16 protein-coding genes and 2 tRNA genes are annotated in these 20,380 nt (G+C 47.6%); 15 read left to right on the top strand and 3 right to left on the bottom strand.

The features are described from left to right. Positions 1–35 precede the first annotated feature (35 nt). The 15 genes from rlmE to nlpI all read left to right on the top strand — a co-directional run bounded on the left by rlmE (position 36) and on the right by nlpI (position 15,949). Entirely contained in the window at positions 36–665 is a 630-nt protein-coding gene (gene rlmE, locus LRP50_RS13300; RefSeq protein WP_028023830.1) for a 23S rRNA (uridine(2552)-2'-O)-methyltransferase RlmE, read from the top strand. 50 nt (positions 666–715) lie between these two features. After that, positions 716–2,650: an ATP-dependent zinc metalloprotease FtsH gene (gene ftsH / locus LRP50_RS13295; protein ID WP_274164951.1), complete on the top strand. Its 1,935-nt coding sequence runs from the start codon at positions 716–718 to the stop codon at positions 2,648–2,650. An 87-nt stretch (positions 2,651–2,737) separates the two neighbouring features. After that, positions 2,738–3,589: a dihydropteroate synthase gene (gene folP / locus LRP50_RS13290; protein ID WP_274164950.1), complete on the top strand. Its 852-nt coding sequence runs from the start codon at positions 2,738–2,740 to the stop codon at positions 3,587–3,589. Next, entirely contained in the window at positions 3,586–4,923 is a 1,338-nt protein-coding gene (gene glmM / locus LRP50_RS13285; RefSeq protein WP_274164949.1) for a phosphoglucosamine mutase, read from the top strand. Before folP ends, glmM begins: the two co-directional genes overlap by 4 nt. Before the next feature lie 210 nt (positions 4,924–5,133). Beyond that, positions 5,134–5,472 (top strand): preprotein translocase subunit SecG, encoded by a 339-nt coding sequence (secG, locus tag LRP50_RS13280; RefSeq protein WP_274164948.1) that lies wholly within the window; start codon positions 5,134–5,136, stop codon positions 5,470–5,472. Between the two features lie 11 nt (positions 5,473–5,483). Then, a tRNA-Leu gene (locus LRP50_RS13275) sits at positions 5,484–5,570 on the top strand. Between the two features lie 75 nt (positions 5,571–5,645). Continuing rightward, a tRNA-Met gene (locus LRP50_RS13270) sits at positions 5,646–5,722 on the top strand. 169 nt (positions 5,723–5,891) lie between these two features. After that, a complete protein-coding gene (gene rimP, locus LRP50_RS13265) occupies positions 5,892–6,347 on the top strand; it encodes a ribosome maturation factor RimP (RefSeq protein WP_274164947.1) in 456 nt (151 codons plus the stop codon). 21 nt (positions 6,348–6,368) lie between these two features. Beyond that, positions 6,369–7,856: a transcription termination factor NusA gene (nusA, locus tag LRP50_RS13260; RefSeq protein ID WP_274164946.1), complete on the top strand. Its 1,488-nt coding sequence runs from the start codon at positions 6,369–6,371 to the stop codon at positions 7,854–7,856. A gap of 21 nt (positions 7,857–7,877) precedes the next feature. Continuing rightward, complete coding sequence (infB, locus tag LRP50_RS13255; RefSeq protein WP_028023823.1) at positions 7,878–10,574, top strand: translation initiation factor IF-2; 2,697 nt, start codon at positions 7,878–7,880, stop codon at positions 10,572–10,574. A gap of 85 nt (positions 10,575–10,659) precedes the next feature. Continuing rightward, positions 10,660–11,058: a 30S ribosome-binding factor RbfA gene (gene rbfA / locus LRP50_RS13250; RefSeq protein ID WP_028023822.1), complete on the top strand. Its 399-nt coding sequence runs from the start codon at positions 10,660–10,662 to the stop codon at positions 11,056–11,058. Further along, positions 11,058–12,005 (top strand): tRNA pseudouridine(55) synthase TruB, encoded by a 948-nt coding sequence (gene truB, locus LRP50_RS13245; RefSeq protein ID WP_274164945.1) that lies wholly within the window; start codon positions 11,058–11,060, stop codon positions 12,003–12,005. Before rbfA ends, truB begins: the two co-directional genes overlap by 1 nt. A 144-nt stretch (positions 12,006–12,149) precedes the next feature. Then, positions 12,150–12,419, top strand: a complete 270-nt coding sequence (gene rpsO / locus LRP50_RS13240) for a 30S ribosomal protein S15 (RefSeq protein ID WP_274164944.1) — start codon at positions 12,150–12,152, stop codon at positions 12,417–12,419. 420 nt (positions 12,420–12,839) lie between these two features. Then, on the top strand, positions 12,840–14,969 hold the full coding sequence (pnp, locus tag LRP50_RS13235; RefSeq protein WP_274164943.1) for a polyribonucleotide nucleotidyltransferase: 2,130 nt from the start codon (positions 12,840–12,842) through the stop codon (positions 14,967–14,969). Positions 14,970–15,043: 74 nt separating this feature from the next. After that, positions 15,044–15,949 (top strand): lipoprotein NlpI, encoded by a 906-nt coding sequence (nlpI, locus tag LRP50_RS13230; protein ID WP_274164942.1) that lies wholly within the window; start codon positions 15,044–15,046, stop codon positions 15,947–15,949. Positions 15,950–16,047: 98 nt separating this feature from the next. Here the strand turns inward: nlpI and LRP50_RS13225 are convergent, their stop codons facing one another. The 3 genes from LRP50_RS13225 to LRP50_RS13215 form a co-directional block, all read right to left on the bottom strand. Further along, a complete protein-coding gene (locus LRP50_RS13225; protein ID WP_274164941.1) occupies positions 16,048–16,914 on the bottom strand; it encodes a U32 family peptidase in 867 nt (288 codons plus the stop codon). Positions 16,915–16,926: 12 nt separating this feature from the next. Beyond that, positions 16,927–17,922, bottom strand: coding sequence for a ubiquinone anaerobic biosynthesis protein UbiU (gene ubiU, locus LRP50_RS13220; protein WP_274164940.1), 996 nt, complete (start codon positions 17,920–17,922; stop codon positions 16,927–16,929). A gap of 175 nt (positions 17,923–18,097) precedes the next feature. Then, positions 18,098–20,146 (bottom strand): sensor domain-containing protein, encoded by a 2,049-nt coding sequence (locus LRP50_RS13215; protein ID WP_274164939.1) that lies wholly within the window; start codon positions 20,144–20,146, stop codon positions 18,098–18,100. Positions 20,147–20,380 lie beyond the last annotated feature (234 nt).

The raw sequence follows: 20,380 nt of genomic DNA, 5'->3' as shown, positions 1-20,380 counted from the left end.
ACATTTAACGGTCGGAAATGTGGGCTAGGTAAAACATGAGTAAAAAGAAACACTCAGCGAGTTCTGGCCGCTGGTTGAAAGAGCATTTTGATGATAAATATGTTCAAGAAGCCCAGAAAAAAGGATTTCGTTCACGCGCAATTTTTAAATTGGATGAAATTCAAGGTAAGGACAAGCTGCTAAAACCGGGCATGACTGTGGTCGATTTGGGAGCCGCCCCTGGTGGTTGGTCTCAATACGCCGTAGAGCAAGTTGGAGACAACGGTCAGGTTATTGCGTGTGACATTCTTCCTATGGACTCCTTGCCGGGTGTAAGCTTCTTGCAAGGTGATTTTCGCGAAGAAGCAGTGTTGAACGCATTGTTGGATCGTATTCAACCAGACATGGTTGATGTGGTGATGTCAGACATGGCGCCCAATATGAGCGGTAATTTGGCATCTGATCAACCCAAAGCAATGTACTTAGTTGAACTTGCAATGGAAATGTGTCGCGAAGTTCTTGCTCCAAATGGTGCTTTTATTGTCAAAGTTTTCCAAGGTGAAGGGTTTGATCAGTATTTGGCTGAAGTGCGTAAGATGTTCAAAGCGGTGAAAATCCGTAAACCAGACTCCTCTCGAGCTCGCTCGCGTGAGGTGTACATTGTGGCTACAGGTTATAAACTGTAGTACTCTACTATTATTACTAAAGTTTCCGCGGAGCTAACACCTTGAGTGACATGGCAAAAAACTTGATTCTTTGGTTGGTTATCGCTGTTGTACTGATGTCTGTGTTCCAGAGTTTTGGACCAGGCGACAGCGCGGGCCGTCAAGTCGACTACACAACGTTCGTCCAAGAGATAGGACAGGATAAACTACAGGATGTACAGTTCGATAATCGCGAACTGAAAGTGACACGTCGTGATGGCACGAGCTATGTCACCTACATGCCTGTTCTCCAAGATCCTAAGCTTCTAGACGACCTTATCAATTCTAAAGTTCAGGTTCGCGGTACGCCTCCTGAAGAACCAAGCATTCTTGCTTCAATTTTCATCTCTTGGTTCCCAATGCTTCTGCTTATCGGTGTGTGGATTTTCTTCATGCGTCAAATGCAAGGCGGCGGTGGCAAAGGGGCGATGTCTTTCGGTAAATCGAAAGCGCGCATGATGAGCGAAGAGCAAATTAAAACAACGTTCGCTGATGTCGCTGGTTGTGACGAAGCAAAAGAAGACGTTAAAGAACTGGTTGATTACCTGCGCGACCCAAGTCGCTTCCAGAAACTCGGTGGTAAAATTCCAACGGGTGTCTTGATGGTGGGTCCTCCTGGTACAGGTAAAACCTTGCTGGCTAAAGCCATCGCAGGTGAAGCGAAAGTACCATTCTTTACGATTTCTGGTTCTGACTTCGTAGAAATGTTCGTGGGTGTGGGTGCATCTCGTGTCCGTGACATGTTCGAACAAGCGAAGAAAACATCACCTTGTATCATCTTTATTGATGAAATTGATGCTGTAGGTCGCCAACGTGGTGCGGGTCTAGGTGGTGGTCACGACGAACGTGAACAAACGCTAAACCAGATGTTGGTCGAAATGGATGGTTTCGAAGGTAACGAAGGTATTATCGTTATCGCCGCAACAAACCGTCCAGACGTTCTAGATCCAGCATTGTTACGTCCTGGCCGTTTTGACCGTCAAGTCGTTGTTGGCTTGCCTGACGTCCGCGGTCGTGAACAAATTCTTAAAGTACACATGCGTAAAGTGCCACTGGGTGGTGATGTTGAAGCATCTCTTATTGCTCGTGGTACGCCAGGGTTCTCAGGTGCAGATCTGGCAAACTTGGTGAACGAAGCAGCATTGTTTGCAGCTCGTGGTAACAAGCGTGTTGTGTCTATGGTTGAGTTTGAACTCGCGAAAGACAAAATCATGATGGGTGCCGAGCGTAAATCGATGGTACTTACAGAAGAGTCCAAAGAATCGACTGCTTATCATGAAGCTGGCCATGCTGTTGTTGGTCGCCTAGTGCCAGAACACGACCCTGTCTACAAGGTGTCTATTATCCCACGTGGACGCGCATTGGGTGTGACCATGTATCTTCCTGAACAAGATCGCGTGAGCATGTCTCGCTTGCACCTAGAGTCGATGATTTCGAGTCTTTATGGTGGACGTTTGGCGGAAGAGATTATTTACGGTGTCGATAACGTTTCTACAGGGGCCTCGAACGATATTGAGCGAGCCACTGACATTGCTCGTAAGATGGTTACTCAATGGGGTTTCTCAGAAAAACTGGGTCCATTGCTGTATGCCGATGACGAGGGCGAAGTATTCCTTGGTCGTTCTGTTGCGAAATCTAAGCATGTTTCGGATGAAACGGCGCGCCTTATCGATAGTGAGATTCGTGAGCTTATTGACCGTAACTATTTACGTGCGCGTAAACTCATCGAAGAAAATATGGATATCATGCATGCAATGAAAGATGCATTGATGAAGTATGAAACTATTGATGCAGCACAGATTGATGACTTGATGGAACGCCGCCCAGTGCGCGAGCCTGCGGGTTGGACTACTGACGACAGTTCAGATAACACGCCGAAGAAGCCTGATGCAGAAGCAAAATCAGAATCTTCTTCAGATGACGCGGGATCTAAACCGGTCGATCCAGACAACCAGCCAGAAGCGTAATCGCCTCGTTAGCTATTTCAAACCCCGGGATTACTCGGGGTTTTTCTTTTGGTAGTGATAAATTCTCGCCTAAAACAAAGTCCGACTATGATACTGACCAGTAAAGAACTCTCTCTCGACCTGTCTTCTCCAAAAGTGATGGGTATCCTTAACGTCACGCCCGATTCGTTCTCCGATGGTGGGAAGTTCAGTCACCTTGATACTGCGCTTTATCATGCTGAGAATATGCTCAGTGCAGGTGCGTCGGTATTAGATATCGGTGGTGAGTCAACAAGGCCTGGGGCGGCAGATGTATCGCTCGATGAAGAACTCTCAAGAGTCATTCCTGCGATAGAAGCTATTAGAAAAAGGTTTGATTGCTGGATTTCTATTGATACCAGCAAAGCGGCGGTTATGACGGCAGCGGTAAATGCAGGTGCTAATCTAATCAATGACGTACGTGCACTACAAGAGCCCAATGCGCTTAACGCAGCAGCCTTGGCTGATGTGCCAGTGTGTATTATGCACATGCAGGGACAACCTCGTTCAATGCAGGTTGATCCTACGTATGTGGATCTTTTTGAAGATATCCATCGGTTCTTTGATGAGAGAATTGATGCCTGTTCTGCAGTGGGCATTGCCAAAGAAAAGCTCATTTTGGACCCAGGCTTTGGGTTTGGTAAGACACTTACACATAATTATCAGTTACTAGTAAAACTGGAATCGTTTCATCGTCATGGGCTGCCTATACTTGCGGGTATGTCTCGGAAGTCTATGATTTTTAAATTATTGGAAAAATCCCCTACTGATGTGTTGGGGGGGAGTTTAGCTTGCGCCACTATTGCTGCTTCGAAAGGAGCGCAGCTCATTCGTGTACATGACGTAAAAGAAACCGCCGATGTGGTTCGTGTTGTCAGCATGATGCAAGAAGCAGCAGATCTACTTGGAGATACACAATGACAGAACGTAAATACTTCGGCACCGACGGTGTACGCGGTAAAGTTGGCCAATTCCCAATCACGCCAGACTTTATGCTGAAACTGGGTTGGGCGGCAGGACGAGTGCTTAGCCAACAAGGCACAAAGAAAGTCTTGATAGGAAAAGATACGCGTATCTCTGGCTATATGCTTGAATCAGCGTTAGAAGCAGGGTTATCTGCAGCAGGTCTTCAGGCCGCATTTACTGGCCCAATGCCAACACCTGCCATTGCGTATTTAACGCAAACGTTCCGCGCCGAAGCCGGGATTGTTATCTCTGCCTCACACAACCCGTATTATGACAACGGCATCAAATTTTTCTCGTCTGAAGGCACCAAACTTCCTGATGAAGTTGAACTTGCTATTGAAGCTGAGCTTGAAAAAGCACTGACCTGTGTGGATTCTGCGGAACTGGGTAAGGCAAGCCGCATCGTAGACGCTGCTGGTCGTTACATTGAATTCTGTAAAGGTACGTTCCCGTCAGAAATGAACCTGAAAGGCCTTAAGATCGTTATCGATTGTGCACATGGTGCGACCTATCACATTGCACCTTCAGTGTTCTCTGAATTAGGCGCTGATATCATTGCAATGGGTGTAGAACCAAACGGTACAAACATCAATGCAGAAGTGGGTGCAACGGATGTTCGCGCACTTCAAAAGCGTGTTTTAGAAGAAGAAGCCGTTCTGGGTATTGCCTTTGATGGTGATGGTGACCGTATCATCATGGTTGACCATGAAGGCAATAAAGTAGACGGTGACCAAATCGCTTATATCATCGCACGTGAATCCTTACGTCGCGGTGAATTAAAAGGTGGAGTGGTGGGCACTCTCATGACCAATATGGGCATGGAAGTAGCACTGAAGCAACTCGGAATTCCATTTACTCGCGCTAAAGTTGGCGATCGCTACGTGATGGAAAAACTGCTGCAAAACGATTGGAAAATTGGCGCTGAAAACTCAGGCCATGTGATCCTTCTTGATAAGGTGACCACGGGTGACGCGATTGTTGCAGCCCTTCAAGTGCTTGCTAGTGTCGTTGGCACTGGCTTGAGCTTGAAAGAGCTATGCGATGGCATGAGTATGTTCCCACAGGTACTAGAAAATGTGCGCTTTAGTGGAAGTAGCGATCCGCTAGAATCAGATGCAGTGCTGTCTGCTAAAGCGGCTGTAGAAGCAAAACTCGGTGATACAGGTCGCGTACTGCTTCGTAAATCCGGCACCGAGCCACTCATCCGCGTTATGGTGGAAGGCGAAAATGCTGAAGAGGTTCAAGCCTATGCGCTTGAGATTGCAGAAGCGGTGAAAGCGAACTGCTAACCTGCAAAAAGCACGATAGAAAAACGACATGGAGTGGGAGTCAAGGTGGTTACAAGATGTGCAAACGGGATGAAAACTACCGTTTTTTTGCATTTTTCTCTTGTTTCACCGTCTGGCATTCGTTAGTATTCTCCCGCTCCCAATGATGGGAGTTGCGCTAGTGAACTTAAATGTCAGCTGGCTCAACAATTTGGAACATAGGTGGAACCCATGTACGAAATTCTACTTGTGATTTATCTGTTGGCCGCGCTCGGTGTTATTGGCCTGGTTTTGGTTCAACAGGGTAAAGGCGCAGATATGGGAGCCTCTTTCGGGGCTGGGGCATCAAATAGTGTATTTGGCTCTGGCGGCTCTGGAAACTTTCTGACCCGAATGACTGCGATTTTCGCAACTGTATTCTTTGTACTTAGCTTAGTGCTAGGTAACTTAACATCTCACCAAATCCAATCGGGTAGTGAGTATGAAGACCTGAGTGTGCCATTGACTGAGCAGACGCAGGCAGGTGATGTTCCAGCTACTACTGGTAGCAACAGTGACATCCCTAACTAAGAAATAGATTTGCCGAGGTGGTGAAATTGGTAGACACGCTATCTTGAGGGGGTAGTGCCTGTATAGGCATGCGGGTTCAAGTCCCGCTCTCGGCACCAATTTAAAAATCCTGAAATATGGTTCACAGTACTTGTATTAGTGTGTGAGGCGAAGATATACTATTCGCCATCGGACGCGGGGTGGAGCAGTTTGGTAGCTCGTCGGGCTCATAACCCGAAGGTCGTCGGTTCAAATCCGGCCCCCGCAACCACTTTACGGTGATTGTTTAGAGAGACCAAAACAGTCACTGGTCATGGGCAACCATGACACAAGGGTCCAGTTGCATTAAACCCCGATATTCGGGGTTTTTTGTTATCTGAAGATGACCATTCGGATGGATAACTGGGCTTTTTAGCCCTTTTTTTATTTCTGGGGTTTGTATGACAGGATTAGAAAAACAGCTTTTCGCTATGCTTGAAGCACCTGTTGCAGCGTTAGACTATGAGCTTGTAGGGCTTGAGTTTGTTCGCGCTGGACAGCACTCAACCCTTCGTATCTTTATCGATCACGAGAACGGCATCACAGTTGAATCTTGTGCTGAAGTGAGCCGTCAGGTTAGTGCAGTCATGGACGTAGAAGATCCAATTACTGTGGCTTACCACCTTGAAGTTTCATCTCCAGGTTTGGAGAGACCACTTTTTATCGCTGCACATTACCAGCGTTTTATTGGTCATGAAGTCAACATAGTGCTGAAAATGGCTATGCAAAACCGCCGCAAATGGAAAGGCGTCATTCTTTCTATGGAAGGTGAGACTGTGACCATCAACGTCGATGGCAACGAAGAAGCGTTTGCCCTGAGCAATATTGCCAAGGCCAACCTGGTTCCTTCATTTTAAGCTTAAATGAGGCATTAGTTCATGAACAAAGAAATCTTGGCTGTCGTCGAAGCGGTATCCAACGAAAAAGCAGTTCCTCGCGAGCGCATTTTTGAAGCGTTGGAAACAGCGCTGGCAACGGCCACTAAGAAAAAACACGAAGCAGAGATCGAAGTACGTGTTGTAATCGACCGTAAAACGGGCGAATTCGAAACGTTCCGTCGTTGGGAAGTTGTTGAAGAAGTCACTCAACCAACTCGCGAAATCACGCTTGAAGCTGCTCAGTTTGAAGATGAAACTATGGTAGTTGGTAGCTTCGTAGAAGACGACATCGAGTCTGTTACGTTTGACCGCATTACCACACAAACCGCGAAGCAAGTTATTGTACAAAAAGTACGTGAAGCTGAGCGTGAGCAAGTGGTTGAGCAGTTCATGGACAATGAAGGTGAGCTGATCACTGGTATTGTGAAGAAAGTTAACCGTGATGTGATCATCGTTGACCTTGGCAATAATGCAGAAGCGGCAATCCAACGTGACGATCAGTTGCCACGTGAAAATTTCCGTCCAGGCGACCGCGTGCGCGGTTTGCTGTATGCTGTGCGTCCAGAAGCGCGCGGCTTCCAATTGTTCATGACTCGCTCTAAGCCTGAAATGCTGATCGAACTGTTCCGCATTGAAGTGCCAGAAATCGGCGAAGAAATGATCGAGATCATGGGCGCAGCCCGCGATCCTGGCTCACGTGCAAAAATTGCCGTGAAGACAAATGACAAGCGTATTGACCCTGTTGGTGCGTGTGTTGGTATGCGTGGTGCGCGAGTTCAAGCCGTTTCGGGTGAACTAGGTGGCGAGCGTATCGATATTGTTTTATGGGATGACAACCCAGCGCAATTGGTTATCAATGCGATGGCACCTGCTGAAGTTGCGTCTATTATCGTAGACGAAGATACCCACACAATGGATATCGCAGTTGAAGCTGACAATCTGGCGCAAGCGATTGGTCGTAACGGTCAAAACGTACGTCTAGCATCACAACTAACTGGTTGGGTGTTGAACGTGATGACTGTTGAAGATCTTAAGAAGAAGCACCAGGAAGAAGCGGGTCAGTCTATTGAGCTGTTTAGTAAGCACCTAGACATCGACGAAGACTTCGCAGCAATGTTGGTTGAAGAAGGTTTCACCACATTGGAAGAAGTGGCTTATGTGCCAGCCGCAGAGCTAATGGAAGTTGACGGTCTTGATGAAGATACCGTTGAAGAACTGCGTAGCCGTGCGAAAGAAGCACTGACCACTATTGCATTGGCGAAAGAAGAAATCCTTGACGGTGCAGAGCCTGCTGAAGACCTGTTGGGTCTAGAAGGCTTGGAGCGTGATATGGCGTTCCGCCTGGCGACAAAAGGTATCTGCACATTGGAAGATCTGGCCGACCAAGGCACTGATGATCTTCTAGATATCGAGGGAATGGATGAAGTTAAAGCGGGCGAGCTTATCATGGCAGCACGCAATATTTGCTGGTTCAGCGACGAAGCTTAAGCGCAGCAAAGGAGGAGCAGAATGTCAGAAGTTACAGTTAAATCACTGGCGAGCGAGATCGATACGCCGGTAGATCGTTTGCTTAAGCAGTTTCAAGATGCAGGCATTCAAAAGTCAGCAGAAGACAGCGTAAGCCAAGATGAGAAGCAGACTCTGCTTTCGCATCTGAAGCGTGAGCACGGCGACGATGGTAGCGCTCCAACTCGACTGACGTTACAGCGCAAAAAACGCAGCACCTTGAGTGTTTCTGGTGCTGGCGGAAAGAGTAAGGATGTTCAGGTAGAAGTGCGCAAAAAGCGCACCTACGTGAAGCGCAGCGACCTCGAAGAACAACGTGTAGCGCAGGAAGCTGCACAACGTGAAGCTGAAGAAGCAGCACAGCGTGAGGCTGAGGAAAAAGCCCGTCGCGAAGCTGAAGAAGCAGCGAAGCGAGAAGCCGAAGAAAAAGCAAAGCGTGACGCTGAAGAAAAAGCGAAACGTGACGCCGAAGAAAAATTACGCGTTGCGGCTGAGAAATCAAAAGCTTTGAACGAGACTGCAGAGCAAAAAGCATCTCGTGAAGCTTCTGAGGCGCAAGCAAAAAATGAAGCTGATGAACTCAAGCGTCGCCAGGAAGAGGAAGCCAAGCGTAGAGCTGAAGAAGAAAGTCAGCGCCAGCTAGAAGAGGCACGCAAGATGGCAGAATTGAACGAAGAGCGTTGGAGTAAGCAAGAAGTGGTAACAGATGTAATGGAAGCAACAGATCATCACGTTACAACTTTCCAACATGCACGCGAAGCAGAAGACGAAGCGGATCGCCGCCAAGAAGCTGCACCACGTCGTCGCAAGAAGAAAAAATCAGCACAAGATAAAGACGACTCGTCAGCAAATCGCGGACGTGGTGGTAAAGGCGGCAAGCTGAAAGGCCGTATGTCTAAGCCAACGTCTATGCAGCATGGTTTCCAGAAGCCAGCACAGAAAGTTAACCGTGATGTAGAAATCGGCGAAACAGTCACTGTTGCTGAACTTGCTAACAAGATGGCTGTTAAAGCTACCGAAGTTATCAAAACCATGATGAAGATGGGCGCAATGGCAACCATCAACCAAGTTATTGACCAAGAAACTGCAGCACTGGTTGCAGAAGAAATGGGTCACAAGGTTGTTCTTCGTAAAGAGAACGAACTTGAAGAAGCGGTCATGCTGGATCGTGATGACAGTGCAAAACGTGAACCACGTGCACCTGTTGTTACTATCATGGGTCACGTTGACCACGGTAAAACATCGCTACTTGATTACATTCGTAAAGCACACGTTGCTTCTGGCGAAGCCGGTGGTATTACCCAGCACATTGGTGCATACCACGTTGAAACTGAAAACGGCATGATCACCTTCTTGGATACTCCAGGACACGCAGCGTTTACATCAATGCGTGCACGTGGTGCTAAAGCAACGGATATCGTTGTTCTGGTTGTTGCAGCGGACGATGGCGTAATGCCACAAACTATCGAAGCTATCCAGCACGCAAAAGCGGCCGATGTGCCACTTATCGTTGCTGTGAACAAGATCGATAAAGAAGCTGCTGACCCAGATCGCGTGAAGAATGAACTGTCTCAGCACAACGTTATGTCTGAAGACTGGGGCGGCGAAAACATGTTCGTTCATGTTTCTGCTAAGCAAGGTCTTAACATTGACGAACTGCTTGAAGCAATCTTGCTGCAATCAGAAGTTCTTGAGCTTGAAGCCGTACGTGACAGCATGGCGAGCGGTGTGGTTATCGAATCACGTCTAGACAAAGGCCGTGGCCCAGTTGCTACTGTTCTTGTACAAGAAGGTACGCTGAAAAAAGGCGATATCGTTCTTTGTGGTCTTGAATATGGCCGTGTTCGTGCAATGCGCGATGAGAACGGTAAAGACGTTGAAGAAGCTGGCCCGTCTATCCCTGTCGAAATCCTGGGTCTTTCCGGTGTTCCTTCTGCAGGTGATGAAGCGACTGTTGTTCGTGATGAGCGTAAAGCGCGTGAAGTTGCTCTTTACCGCCAAGGCAAATTCCGTGACGTTAAACTGGCTCGCCAGCAGAAAGCGAAACTGGAAAACATGTTCTCTAACATGGCTGAAGGTGAAGTGTCTGAGCTGAACATTGTACTGAAAGCTGATGTACAAGGTTCTGTTGAAGCCATTGCAGACTCACTGGTTAAACTGTCTACTGACGAAGTAAAAGTGAAGATCGTAGGTTCGGGTGTTGGTGCTATCACCGAAACCGATGCGGTTCTAGCTGCTGCTTCAAACGCTATCTTGGTTGGCTTCAACGTTCGTGCTGATGCGTCTGCGCGTAAGACGATTGATGCTGAAAGCCTAGATCTGCGTTACTACTCAGTGATCTACGCCCTGATTGATGAAGTGAAACAAGCGATGAGCGGTATGCTTGCGCCTGAGTTCAAACAAGAAATTATGGGTCTGGCTGAAGTACGTGAAGTCTTCAAATCACCTAAGATTGGTGCAATTGCAGGCTGTATCGTTTCTGAAGGTACCATCAAGCGTAACAACCCAATCCGCGTACTGCGTGACAACGTTGTTATCTATGAAGGTGAGCTAGAGTCACTGCGTCGCTTTAAAGACGATGTCAACGAAGTAGCGAAAGGCTACGAGTGTGGTATCGGCGTTAAGAACTACAACGATGTTCGCACTGGCGACCAAATCGAAGTATTCGAAATCGTTGAAGTGAAACGCACCATCGAATAATAGCTACCTGTAACAGGTTGTTTATAAACACCATGGGGGGAAGTGCTTAGCGCTTTCCCCCCATTCTTTATGAGAGAAGAGAGTTATGGCCAAAGAATTTAGCCGTACCCAGCGTGTATCGCAGCAAGTGCAAAAAGAAGTCGCACTTATCCTGCAGCGTGAGATCAAAGACCCGCGCATCAGCATGGTAACGGTATCAGGCGTTGATGTTTCTCGTGACCTTGCATACGCAAAAGTACACGTGACCTTTTTGACGACTGGCGATCAGACCGCAGAAGCGGGTCTGGAAGCATTGAATGAACAAGCATGGTACGTGCGCACATTGCTTGGTAAAGCAATTCGTCTACGTATCACCCCTGAAGTGATTTTTGTGTTTGACCAATCACTGACTGAAGGCATGCGCATTTCTAACTTGGTGAGTCAGGCTGTGAAGTCTGATGAAGAACGCCATGTAGAAGACGACAATGACGGAGACAAAGAATAATGGGTCGCCGTCCTCGTCGTCAGGGACGCCCAGTTGATGGGATTGTTCTACTAGACAAACCAACGGGTATTACTTCAAACGGTGCTTTGCAGCAAGTGAAACGCATTTTCTTCGCAGAAAAAGCTGGCCACACTGGTGCACTTGATCCATTGGCGACGGGTATGTTGCCAATTTGTTTTGGTGAAGCCACTAAGTTTTCGCAGTTCTTGCTCGATTCTGACAAGCGCTACGTGGTTGTCGCGAAGTTGGGCGAGCGTACTAACACCTCTGATTCAGATGGCGAAGTAGTAGAAACGCGCGACGTGAACGTGACCCAAGAACAATTGGAAGGTTTCATTGCAAGTTTCCGTGGCGAAACCATGCAAGTACCATCTATGTTCTCTGCGTTGAAATTCGAAGGCAAACCACTTTACGAATATGCTCGTGCTGGCATCGAAGTGCCACGCGAAGCGCGTAAAATCAACGTTTTCGAAATCACGCTACTTCGCTTCGAAGGCGATGAAATCGAGATGGAAGTGCATTGCTCTAAAGGTACTTACATCCGCACCATCGTTGATGATTTGGGTGAAATGCTGGGTTGTGGTGCGCATGTTACGGCACTTCGCCGTATCGGTGTGTCTCGTTACCCCGTTGAAAAAATGGTCACGCTAGAGCAGCTAGAAGAATTGTTAGAGCAAGCGCGTGAACAAGGCGTTCAGCCTCGTGAACTGCTTGACCCTTTGCTACTTCCTCTTGACTCTGCTGTTCAAGATTTAGAAGAAGTGAATATTCTCCCTACCGTCGCAAGTTATGTCTTGCAAGGTCAAGCCGTTCAGGCGGCAAATGCGCCTGCTGAAGGGCAGGTCCGTATGACAATGGGCGAAGAGCGCACCTTTATTGGTGTGGGTGAAATTGATGCTGACGGCCTGATCGCACCAAAACGTTTGGTTAAGATCCGTCAGGAATAAATTTCCAAAACAGAAAATAGTATTTTGGTAGAGACTATATCGATTGCCTTATCGAGGTAAGCGCTGTAGAATCCGCCGCTCGGGTGTCGGCTGAATCAGAGATTGGCTGGCGCAAATATAACCTTTTACATTTAGGAATAGACTATGTCTCTGAATGCAGAAACTAAAGCAGCAATCGTTGCAGAATACGCACAAGGCACTAACGACACTGGTTCTCCAGAAGTTCAAGTAGCGCTTTTGACTGCTTCTATCAATCACCTGCAAGGCCACTTCGCTGAGCACAAAGGTGATCACCACAGCCGTCGCGGTCTACTGCGCATGGTTTCGCGTCGTCGTAAACTGCTTGACTACTTGAAAGGCAAAAACGCTGACCGTTACCTTGACCTGATCAAGCGTCTGGGTCTGCGTCGCTAATAAGCCTTTGGCTTTTAAGCACCGCATACCGAAAAGGAGCCCTAGTGGCTCCTTTTCTCGTTTTTGCTCCCTTCTTTCATAATGTGTCGGCTAGGCTTATTGTTCGGTAGTCAGTGGGTTTGTGTCCAATGCGACCTTTTCAGTTGGCCTGAAAGCCGTATGTATACTCACCCTTGAGCATCACTCCAGTAATTCTTGCCGAAACATGCATATTGCGTCAGTTTGGGTATATAATATTGGCGCTTTCATTGGCTTCGCAGTCTACGAAGTCGACCATCAGGTCGCGACTATTGAGAACACTCTGTTGTCGTATTCTTCTTATGAAGAATAATTGAGTTTTGTCATTAGTCGCGATTGGTGAAGCCATTGAGAATAAAGTGACTCGCACTAAGTAAGTGCAAATAAAACAAGGAATTTCACGTGAATCCAATCGTAAAAACATTCCAGTATGGTAACCACACCGTAACGCTGGAAACTGGCGTTATGGCTCGCCAAGCAACTGCAGCTGTTATGGCTAGCATGGACGACACTTCAGTATTCGTAAGTGTTGTTGGTAAAAAAGACGCGGTAGAAGGTCAAGACTTCTTCCCGTTGACGGTTAACTACCAAGAGCGTACTTACGCAGCGGGTAAAATCCCAGGTGGTTTCTTCAAACGTGAAGGTCGTCCTTCAGAAGGCGAAACACTAACTTCACGTCTGATCGACCGTCCAATCCGTCCACTTTTCCCAGACGGCTTCAAAAACGAAGTTCAAGTTATCGCAACTGTGGTTTCTGTAAACCCAGACGTTAACCCTGACATCGTAGCAATGCTTGCAACGTCAGCGGCACTGACTATTTCTGGTTTGCCATTTAACGGCCCAATCGGTGCTGCACGTGTTGGTTTCATCAACGATCAGTTGGTATTGAACCCAAGCAACACTGAACTAGAAAGCAGCCGTTTGGATCTGGTTATCGCTGGTACTGAAGGCGCTGTTCTGATGGTTGAATCAGAAGCTGACCGTCTAAGCGAAGAGCAAATGCTACAAGCGGTTGTTTTTGGTCATGACCAACAACAAGTTGCTATTAAAGCAATCAACGAGTTCGCAGCTGAAGTTGCTACTCCTTCTTGGGATTGGGCTGCACCAGTTGTTAACGCTGAGCGTAAAGCACGCGTTGCAGAACTGGCTGAAGCACGTTTCGTAGAAGCGTACCAAATCACCGAGAAAATGGCGCGTTACGCACAAGTTGGTGAAATCAAGCAAAGCGTTATCGCTCAAATGAGCGAAGAGAATGACGATCTGAACGTTCGTGAAATCCAAGGCATGCTGGGCAGCCTTGAGAAGAACGTTGTACGTGGCCGCATCATTGCTGGTAACCCACGTATTGATGGCCGTGAAAAAGACATGGTTCGTGCGCTAGACGTACGTACTGGTGTACTTCCACGTACCCACGGTTCTTCATTGTTCACTCGTGGTGAAACTCAGGCTCTTGTTACTGCGACCCTTGGTACGCAGCGTGACGCACAAATCATTGATTCAATCACTGGTGAGCGCACTGACAACTTCCTACTGCACTACAACTTCCCTCCATACTGTGTAGGTGAAACAGGTTTCGTTGGTTCTCCTAAGCGTCGTGAAATCGGCCACGGTAAACTGGCTAAGCGTGGTATTGCAGCAGTAATGCCTTCACAAGATGAATTCCCGTACACCGTTCGTGTGGTTTCTGAAATCACTGAATCTAACGGTTCGTCTTCAATGGCGTCTGTATGTGGTACTTCTCTTGCGCTAATGGACGCGGGTGTACCTATCAAGAAATCTGTTGCGGGTATCGCAATGGGTCTTGTGAAAGAAGAAAGCGACTTCGTTGTTCTGTCTGACATCTTGGGTGACGAAGATCACCTAGGCGACATGGACTTCAAAGTAGCGGGTACTGATGATGGTGTTACTGCGCTGCAGATGGACATTAAAATCGAAGGTATCACTAAAGAGATCATGGAAATTGCTCTGAACCAAGCTAAGGGCGCGCGTCTGCACATCCTAAGCGTGATGGACCAAGCAATCTCTGCAGCTCGTGACGATATCTCTGAATTCGCACCACGCATCCATACCATCAAGATCAACCCTGAGAAGATCAAAGATGTTATCGGTAAAGGCGGCGCTGTTATCCGTGCATTGACTGACGAAACTGACACAACTATCGAAATCGAAGATGACGGTACAGTGAAGATCGCAGCAACTGACGGTGAGAAAGCGAAAGCGGCAATTGCACGCATCGAAGCGCTGACTGCTGAAGTAGAAGTAGGCCGTATCTACACGGGTAAAGTAACGCGCATTGTTGACTTCGGTTGCTTTGTGTCTGTTATCGGCACCAAAGAAGGTCTGGTACACATCTCTCAAGTGGCTGATAAGCGCATCGAGAAAGTGTCTGACTACGTAGAACAAGGTCAAGAAGTTCAAGTCAAGGTTCTGGAAATCGACCGTCAAGGCCGTATCCGCCTGAGCATGAAAGAAGCAGTAGAGCAAGCACCTGCTGCTGAAACTGACGCTCAGCCTGAAGCTGACGCAGAATAAGTGACACACTCGCGTTAAACGCGGTATAAAAAGGGGGCTATGCCCCCTTTTGTTTTATCTGGAGATACGCACACATGCGAAATATGAGATGGCTGCCGTTGACCATTGTTGGTTCGTTGCTACTGCTTTCTGGCTGTGCGACTTCGACGTCAACGCAAAACTCGCAACCTTGGCACTATTTGCCAATGGCTGTGCCACTGCAGTCAACCACGCAACAAGAAGTGCAGTTGGCGCGAATTGATCAAATCTTGCTGAGAGAAGATCTCACAGAACAAGACAAAGCGCAGATTTACTACGAGCGTGGTTTAATCAACGATAGCCTAGGGTTGCGTGATCTGGCTCGTTTAGATTTCAACCGTTCACTGTCCTACAACCCAGCGCAGCCTGATGTATTTAACATTCTAGGCGTTTATTTTACCCAAAGTGGTATGTATGACGCTGCCTATGAAGCCTTTGATTCAACGCTAGAGTTGGATGAAACCCATCAGTATGCAGAACGTAATCGTGGTATTGCTTTGTACTATGGCGGTCGCTATGACCTTGCTGTACGCGATCTACTAAAGCATTACAATGACGACGGGAACGACCCTTACCGTGCAATATGGCTGTACTTGGCTGAGCAGCAAAAGTCGGGTAATGAACAGGCGACAGAAGCGCTACGTGCTCACTTCCAAGCGTCTGACAAAAAAGACTGGGGTTGGCTGATCGCGCGTTTATACCTTAACGACATTAGTGAAGAGGCGTTCTTTCGAGAGATCATGAGATCGAGTACTGATAACGCTCAATTGGCGCAACGACTCTGTGAAGGGTATTTTTATCTGGCGAAGCGTTATCAATCTCAAGGTGATTTAGGCTCTGCGGTTGCATTGTACAAGCTTGCGATGGCCGGCAATGTCTACGAGTTTGTTGAGCATCGGTATTCTATGCTCGAGTTGAGCCTCATCGCCCAGCAGTTGAATCGAGCCGTGCCAGTATCCTAACTTCGTTTGTGAGCGCCAGCAACGATAGAAAATCGTGATTCTATGATGAATAAAAAAGAGCCGCAGTTGCGGCTCTTTTACGTTCAGCGTTAAGGCAATTAAGAGTGAATCGCCATGCCTTCAATACTATGCCAATAACCATTGCAGTGATGTGTTTGCGCGGTGCTATGGCGCTCGCCACGCTTAAACCCAGCGATAACATCAAGAGAGTTGATGTCTTGTGGGCTAATACGCGCCACATCCACAATGCCGTGCATAGAGTCGACATCTTTGCTGAGGTCGTAACAGTAACCTGATTGGGTCTGAATGCCATTGAGCGTAAACACGGCTTGGCCTTCTTGGCTTTTCACTTCTAAACCCTGTGGGTAGTTAATACAACAGGTTTCGCATTTGTCCTTCGGGCGGTTTTCCGCACGTGCACTGAAGCAGCGTGCAGAGTAGGCCAATGGCAAATGACCAAATGAGAATACTTCAACCTCGAAGCGGTCTCGAATTCCCATTGTTTCAGTTTCTGCCAGCACTTTAAGTAGCCATTCACGAGAAAGCTCGACGGGCATACACCAGCGCGTCATGCCTTTTGACAGTAGAACGTTAAGCGCCTGTGCATTGTAAAGATTGAGTGCAGGACCAGCGACGAAGGGCAATTGTTTTTCATGAGCCAATTGAATGGCAGATACATCGTTGGCTTCAATGATGAAGTCGCCATTGTCGATGTAGCTTTGCATAACCTTCACTTCACTCGGGGCTTCGAGTAATGCCATGGTTGAGAGAACCACTTGCTTGCCACTTTTCGCGAGTTCGCGACCAAGATCCATCCAGTCAGCCAAACGTACTTCGCGGCGTTTAGAACACACGGTTTCGCCAAGATAGACAATGTCGGCGTCGCTGCTGATCGCTTGTTGATAAAAGCTCTCAACGTCTTGTTTGGGCCAAAAGTAAAGAAGTGGGCCAAGAGAGTATTTCATGGGGAGCTCCTTTTACTGCCATTTACGGTGGTAGGCACCGAGTGTGGTTTGCGCGCCTTCCGAGACGCTGTCTAAGCACTGGTTCCATTGGGGAAGCACGTTATAGGCTTCTGGATTGCGTTGATAACTATCAATGGCTTGACGCCATGTGCGAGTCACTTGCTCGACATAAGCAGGGCTGCGCTGACGCCCTTCAATTTTCACCGAGGCAATATTGGCGGCGAAGAGTTCAGGCAAAATCGACAGAGTGTTCAAACTGGTAGGCTCTTCCAGCGCATGGAAAGGTTCGCCATCAGTGATGAATCTGCCTTTGCATAGTGTAGGGTACCCAGCGTTTTCCCCCACTTTGTAGCGATCGATTAAAATGTCATTGAGACGAGACTCTAACCCTTGAGGGGTTTCTTGCCAGCGGACATATTTGGCTGGGGAACATGCGCCAACCGTGTTTGGGGATTCACCCGTCAGATATGACGATAGGTAGCAACGGCCTTCCGACATGATACAAAGGCTACCAAATGCAAACACTTCGAGATCGACATCAGTGGTGCGAGAAAGCTGTTTCACTTGATGCATAGACAATACGCGCGGTAAGACAACGCGCTTTACGTTGAAGTGATCGCGATAAAAATCGATGGCCGCACTGTTGGTAGCCGAGGCTTGCACCGACAAGTGAATTTCCATGTCTGGGTGTTTTTTGGCTGCGTAATCAAGAACGGCGAGGTCGGCGATGATCAGTGCATCGACACCAAGATCGACAGCGGCATCAACGGCATCTGTCCAGCGTTTAAATCCGTCAGGGTGCGCAAATGTGTTCAGCGCAACGTGAAGGTGTTTTTTCTTTTCATGGACATAGGAAACGGCCTTTTCGAGTTTTTTGCCGTCAAAGTTCAGACCCGCAAAATGACGAGCGTTAGTGCCATCTTTGAACCCGATGTATACCGCATCGGCACCATTATCAATGGCTGTTTTTAGGGCAGGGAGATTCCCTGCTGGGCAAAGCAATTCCATAAATATCCCCACATCGCGTGGTCAGCATCTGGCTATGAGTTTGAGCGTAGGGTTGGGATTTTAGGCACAGTCATACCCCATAGCATTGATGTGAGGCAGGTTTGATTAAACAAATGAAGAAACGAAAGGAAAATGAGGGGAAGATAAGTTGGCGCAAAGACTGCGCCAACCAACATTAGGACGCGGCTTTTATGGCCTTATGATTATTGATCAGTAGCGCTTCAAATTCTGATCTCGGCATAGGCTTGTAGAAATGAAACCCCTGAATAGTGTCACATTTTAAGTTACCGAGCACACTGGCTTGCTTGCCAGTCTCAACCCCTTCAGCCACCACAGACATGTTCAATGAACGGCCTAAATTGATGATGTTTTCAATCAAGGTCACCTGTTTTGGAAAGGTTTCCATGTCGCAGATAAATGCGCGGTCGATTTTAAGTTCATCAAGCGGGAATTTGGCGAGATAGGAAAGCGACGAGTAACCGGTACCAAAGTCATCGATGGATAATGCAAACCCCAATTCTTTAATGGCATTCAGCATTTGAATCGCATGATCGCCATCATTCATGACGGCACTTTCTGTTAGCTCGAAAGTGATTAGCGAAGGATCTGCCTGCGTGGCAACCTGAAGCTTTTTCATGTGGGTGGTTAGGTTCGGGTTGCGAAACTGCTGAGGAGACAAGTTAATGGCCACGCGGCCAGGCAATACTTTTAGGCCTTGCCAGCGGCGCACTGCTTGAAACACTTCGCGCATCACGTTTCTACCTAGCAGTTCAATCATGCCAGAGCGCTCGGCGACAGGGATAAAGCGGGCAGGGCTGATATAGCCTTCTACAGGATGTTTCCAGCGTACCAAGGCTTCTGCACCATTGATCGTGTAGTCCTTGGCGTTGACTTTAGGTTGATACCAAACTTCTAGGCCATTATTTTGCAGGGCTTTTTGGAGTTCTATTTCCAGCCAAAGTCGCATACGCGCTTCTTTGTTCATGTGCTGGTTGTAAGTAACAACACGATTGCGCCCTTGCTCTTTGGCTTCATACATTGCGGTATCAGCATTCTGCAAAAGGCTGCGTGCATCTTTACCATCTCCCGGAAATTTGACCGAGCCGATTGAGCAGGCGAGATATTTACTAAAATGGTAGAGATCAAACGGTTGACTGATAACTTCGACTATTTTATTGGCAAGATCGGTAGCGGTTTCATCACCATTTTGCTCAGGCAAGAGAACTGCAAACTCATCCCCCCCGAGATGCCCCAATATTGTTTCAGCGGGCAAATGACGACGAAGACGTTGCGCTATTTCTTGTAAGACACGATCACCAATGTGATGCCCGAGAGAATCGTTGATGTTCTTAAAGTTATCGACATCTAGGTAAAGCATCAACAGAGGCGTATCGTTGGTAATGAGCTGTTCAAGGCGACGAGAAAATCCGTGTCGATTATACAGACTCGTTAACGCGTCAAACTGCGCCAACTTTTCTATGGTTTGCTGATGGTCAGAAACAGCAACGGTATGAGAGAGCGTAATAAGTGCGCCACTGCTACCTAATAGGCTGACAGCGCCATAAGAGACGTTTAAGGGTTTGCTGTTGGCGTTCGCTTTACTTGCATGACATACCAACTGTTTACCTGTACCTAAAGTGGTGAGAGAGGCGACAACGGATTGACCTTTGACAGGGCTTGCCAGCAGGTTTTCGATGTCCTCACCTAGAATTTCATTTGGGTTGTCAAAACCTAGCATGCTAACGGCATGATGATTGGCACTGAGCACGATACCGTCATCGAGGACGCAACATCCTTCTCCGACTAATTGGCAAAGGTTGCTAAAGCGACTTTCTGACGACTCTAACGCACTGGTTAGAACTTGCCTTTCTGATGTATCAGCTGCATGGAAAATGATGGCGCCTTCCGGCCATTCATTGTTGTCGAGTGGGGAGACACTGAAATGAAAGCTGGAGTCGTGGATACCGTCATTGAGCACTATTTCGCCTTCCGAGTGTTCCCCGACGAAAGCACGTTGATAGTGAGGTGACAGCGCCTCATAAAAGCCAAGACCAAGAATGTCTGAATCCTGTTTGCCGACCAATTCGCTTTGATCTAACCCGCTAATTTCACAATATCGCTGGCTGACCCAAAGATAATGATGATTTTTGTCTAGTACGGCAAAAAGGAAAGGGCTGTTATGAGTTAGGCGCGAAAACCAATAGGTTAGTTGCTCAATTGGCATTTAGGCTCCATACATCCAAGCTAGCGAAGCTATTTCCTACTTCAACTCCAAATTTGAAGCAATACTATATAACGCGAGTGTATCAGGATAAACACATATGTTACCAAACTGCTTAAGGTAACTTGTTAATTGAACGCATGCCGCTTTTTATGTATTCATGGTGGTTATGTTGGCCTTTAAATGCTACTGAGTTGTGAATGCCTTTTTGGGTGTGTGCTACCTGTAGTAAACAGA

This window comes from Enterovibrio gelatinilyticus, assembly GCF_028683095.1.
Classification (GTDB): Bacteria; Pseudomonadota; Gammaproteobacteria; order Enterobacterales; family Vibrionaceae; genus Enterovibrio; species Enterovibrio gelatinilyticus.
This window is presented reverse-complemented; position numbering and strand designations above follow the sequence as displayed.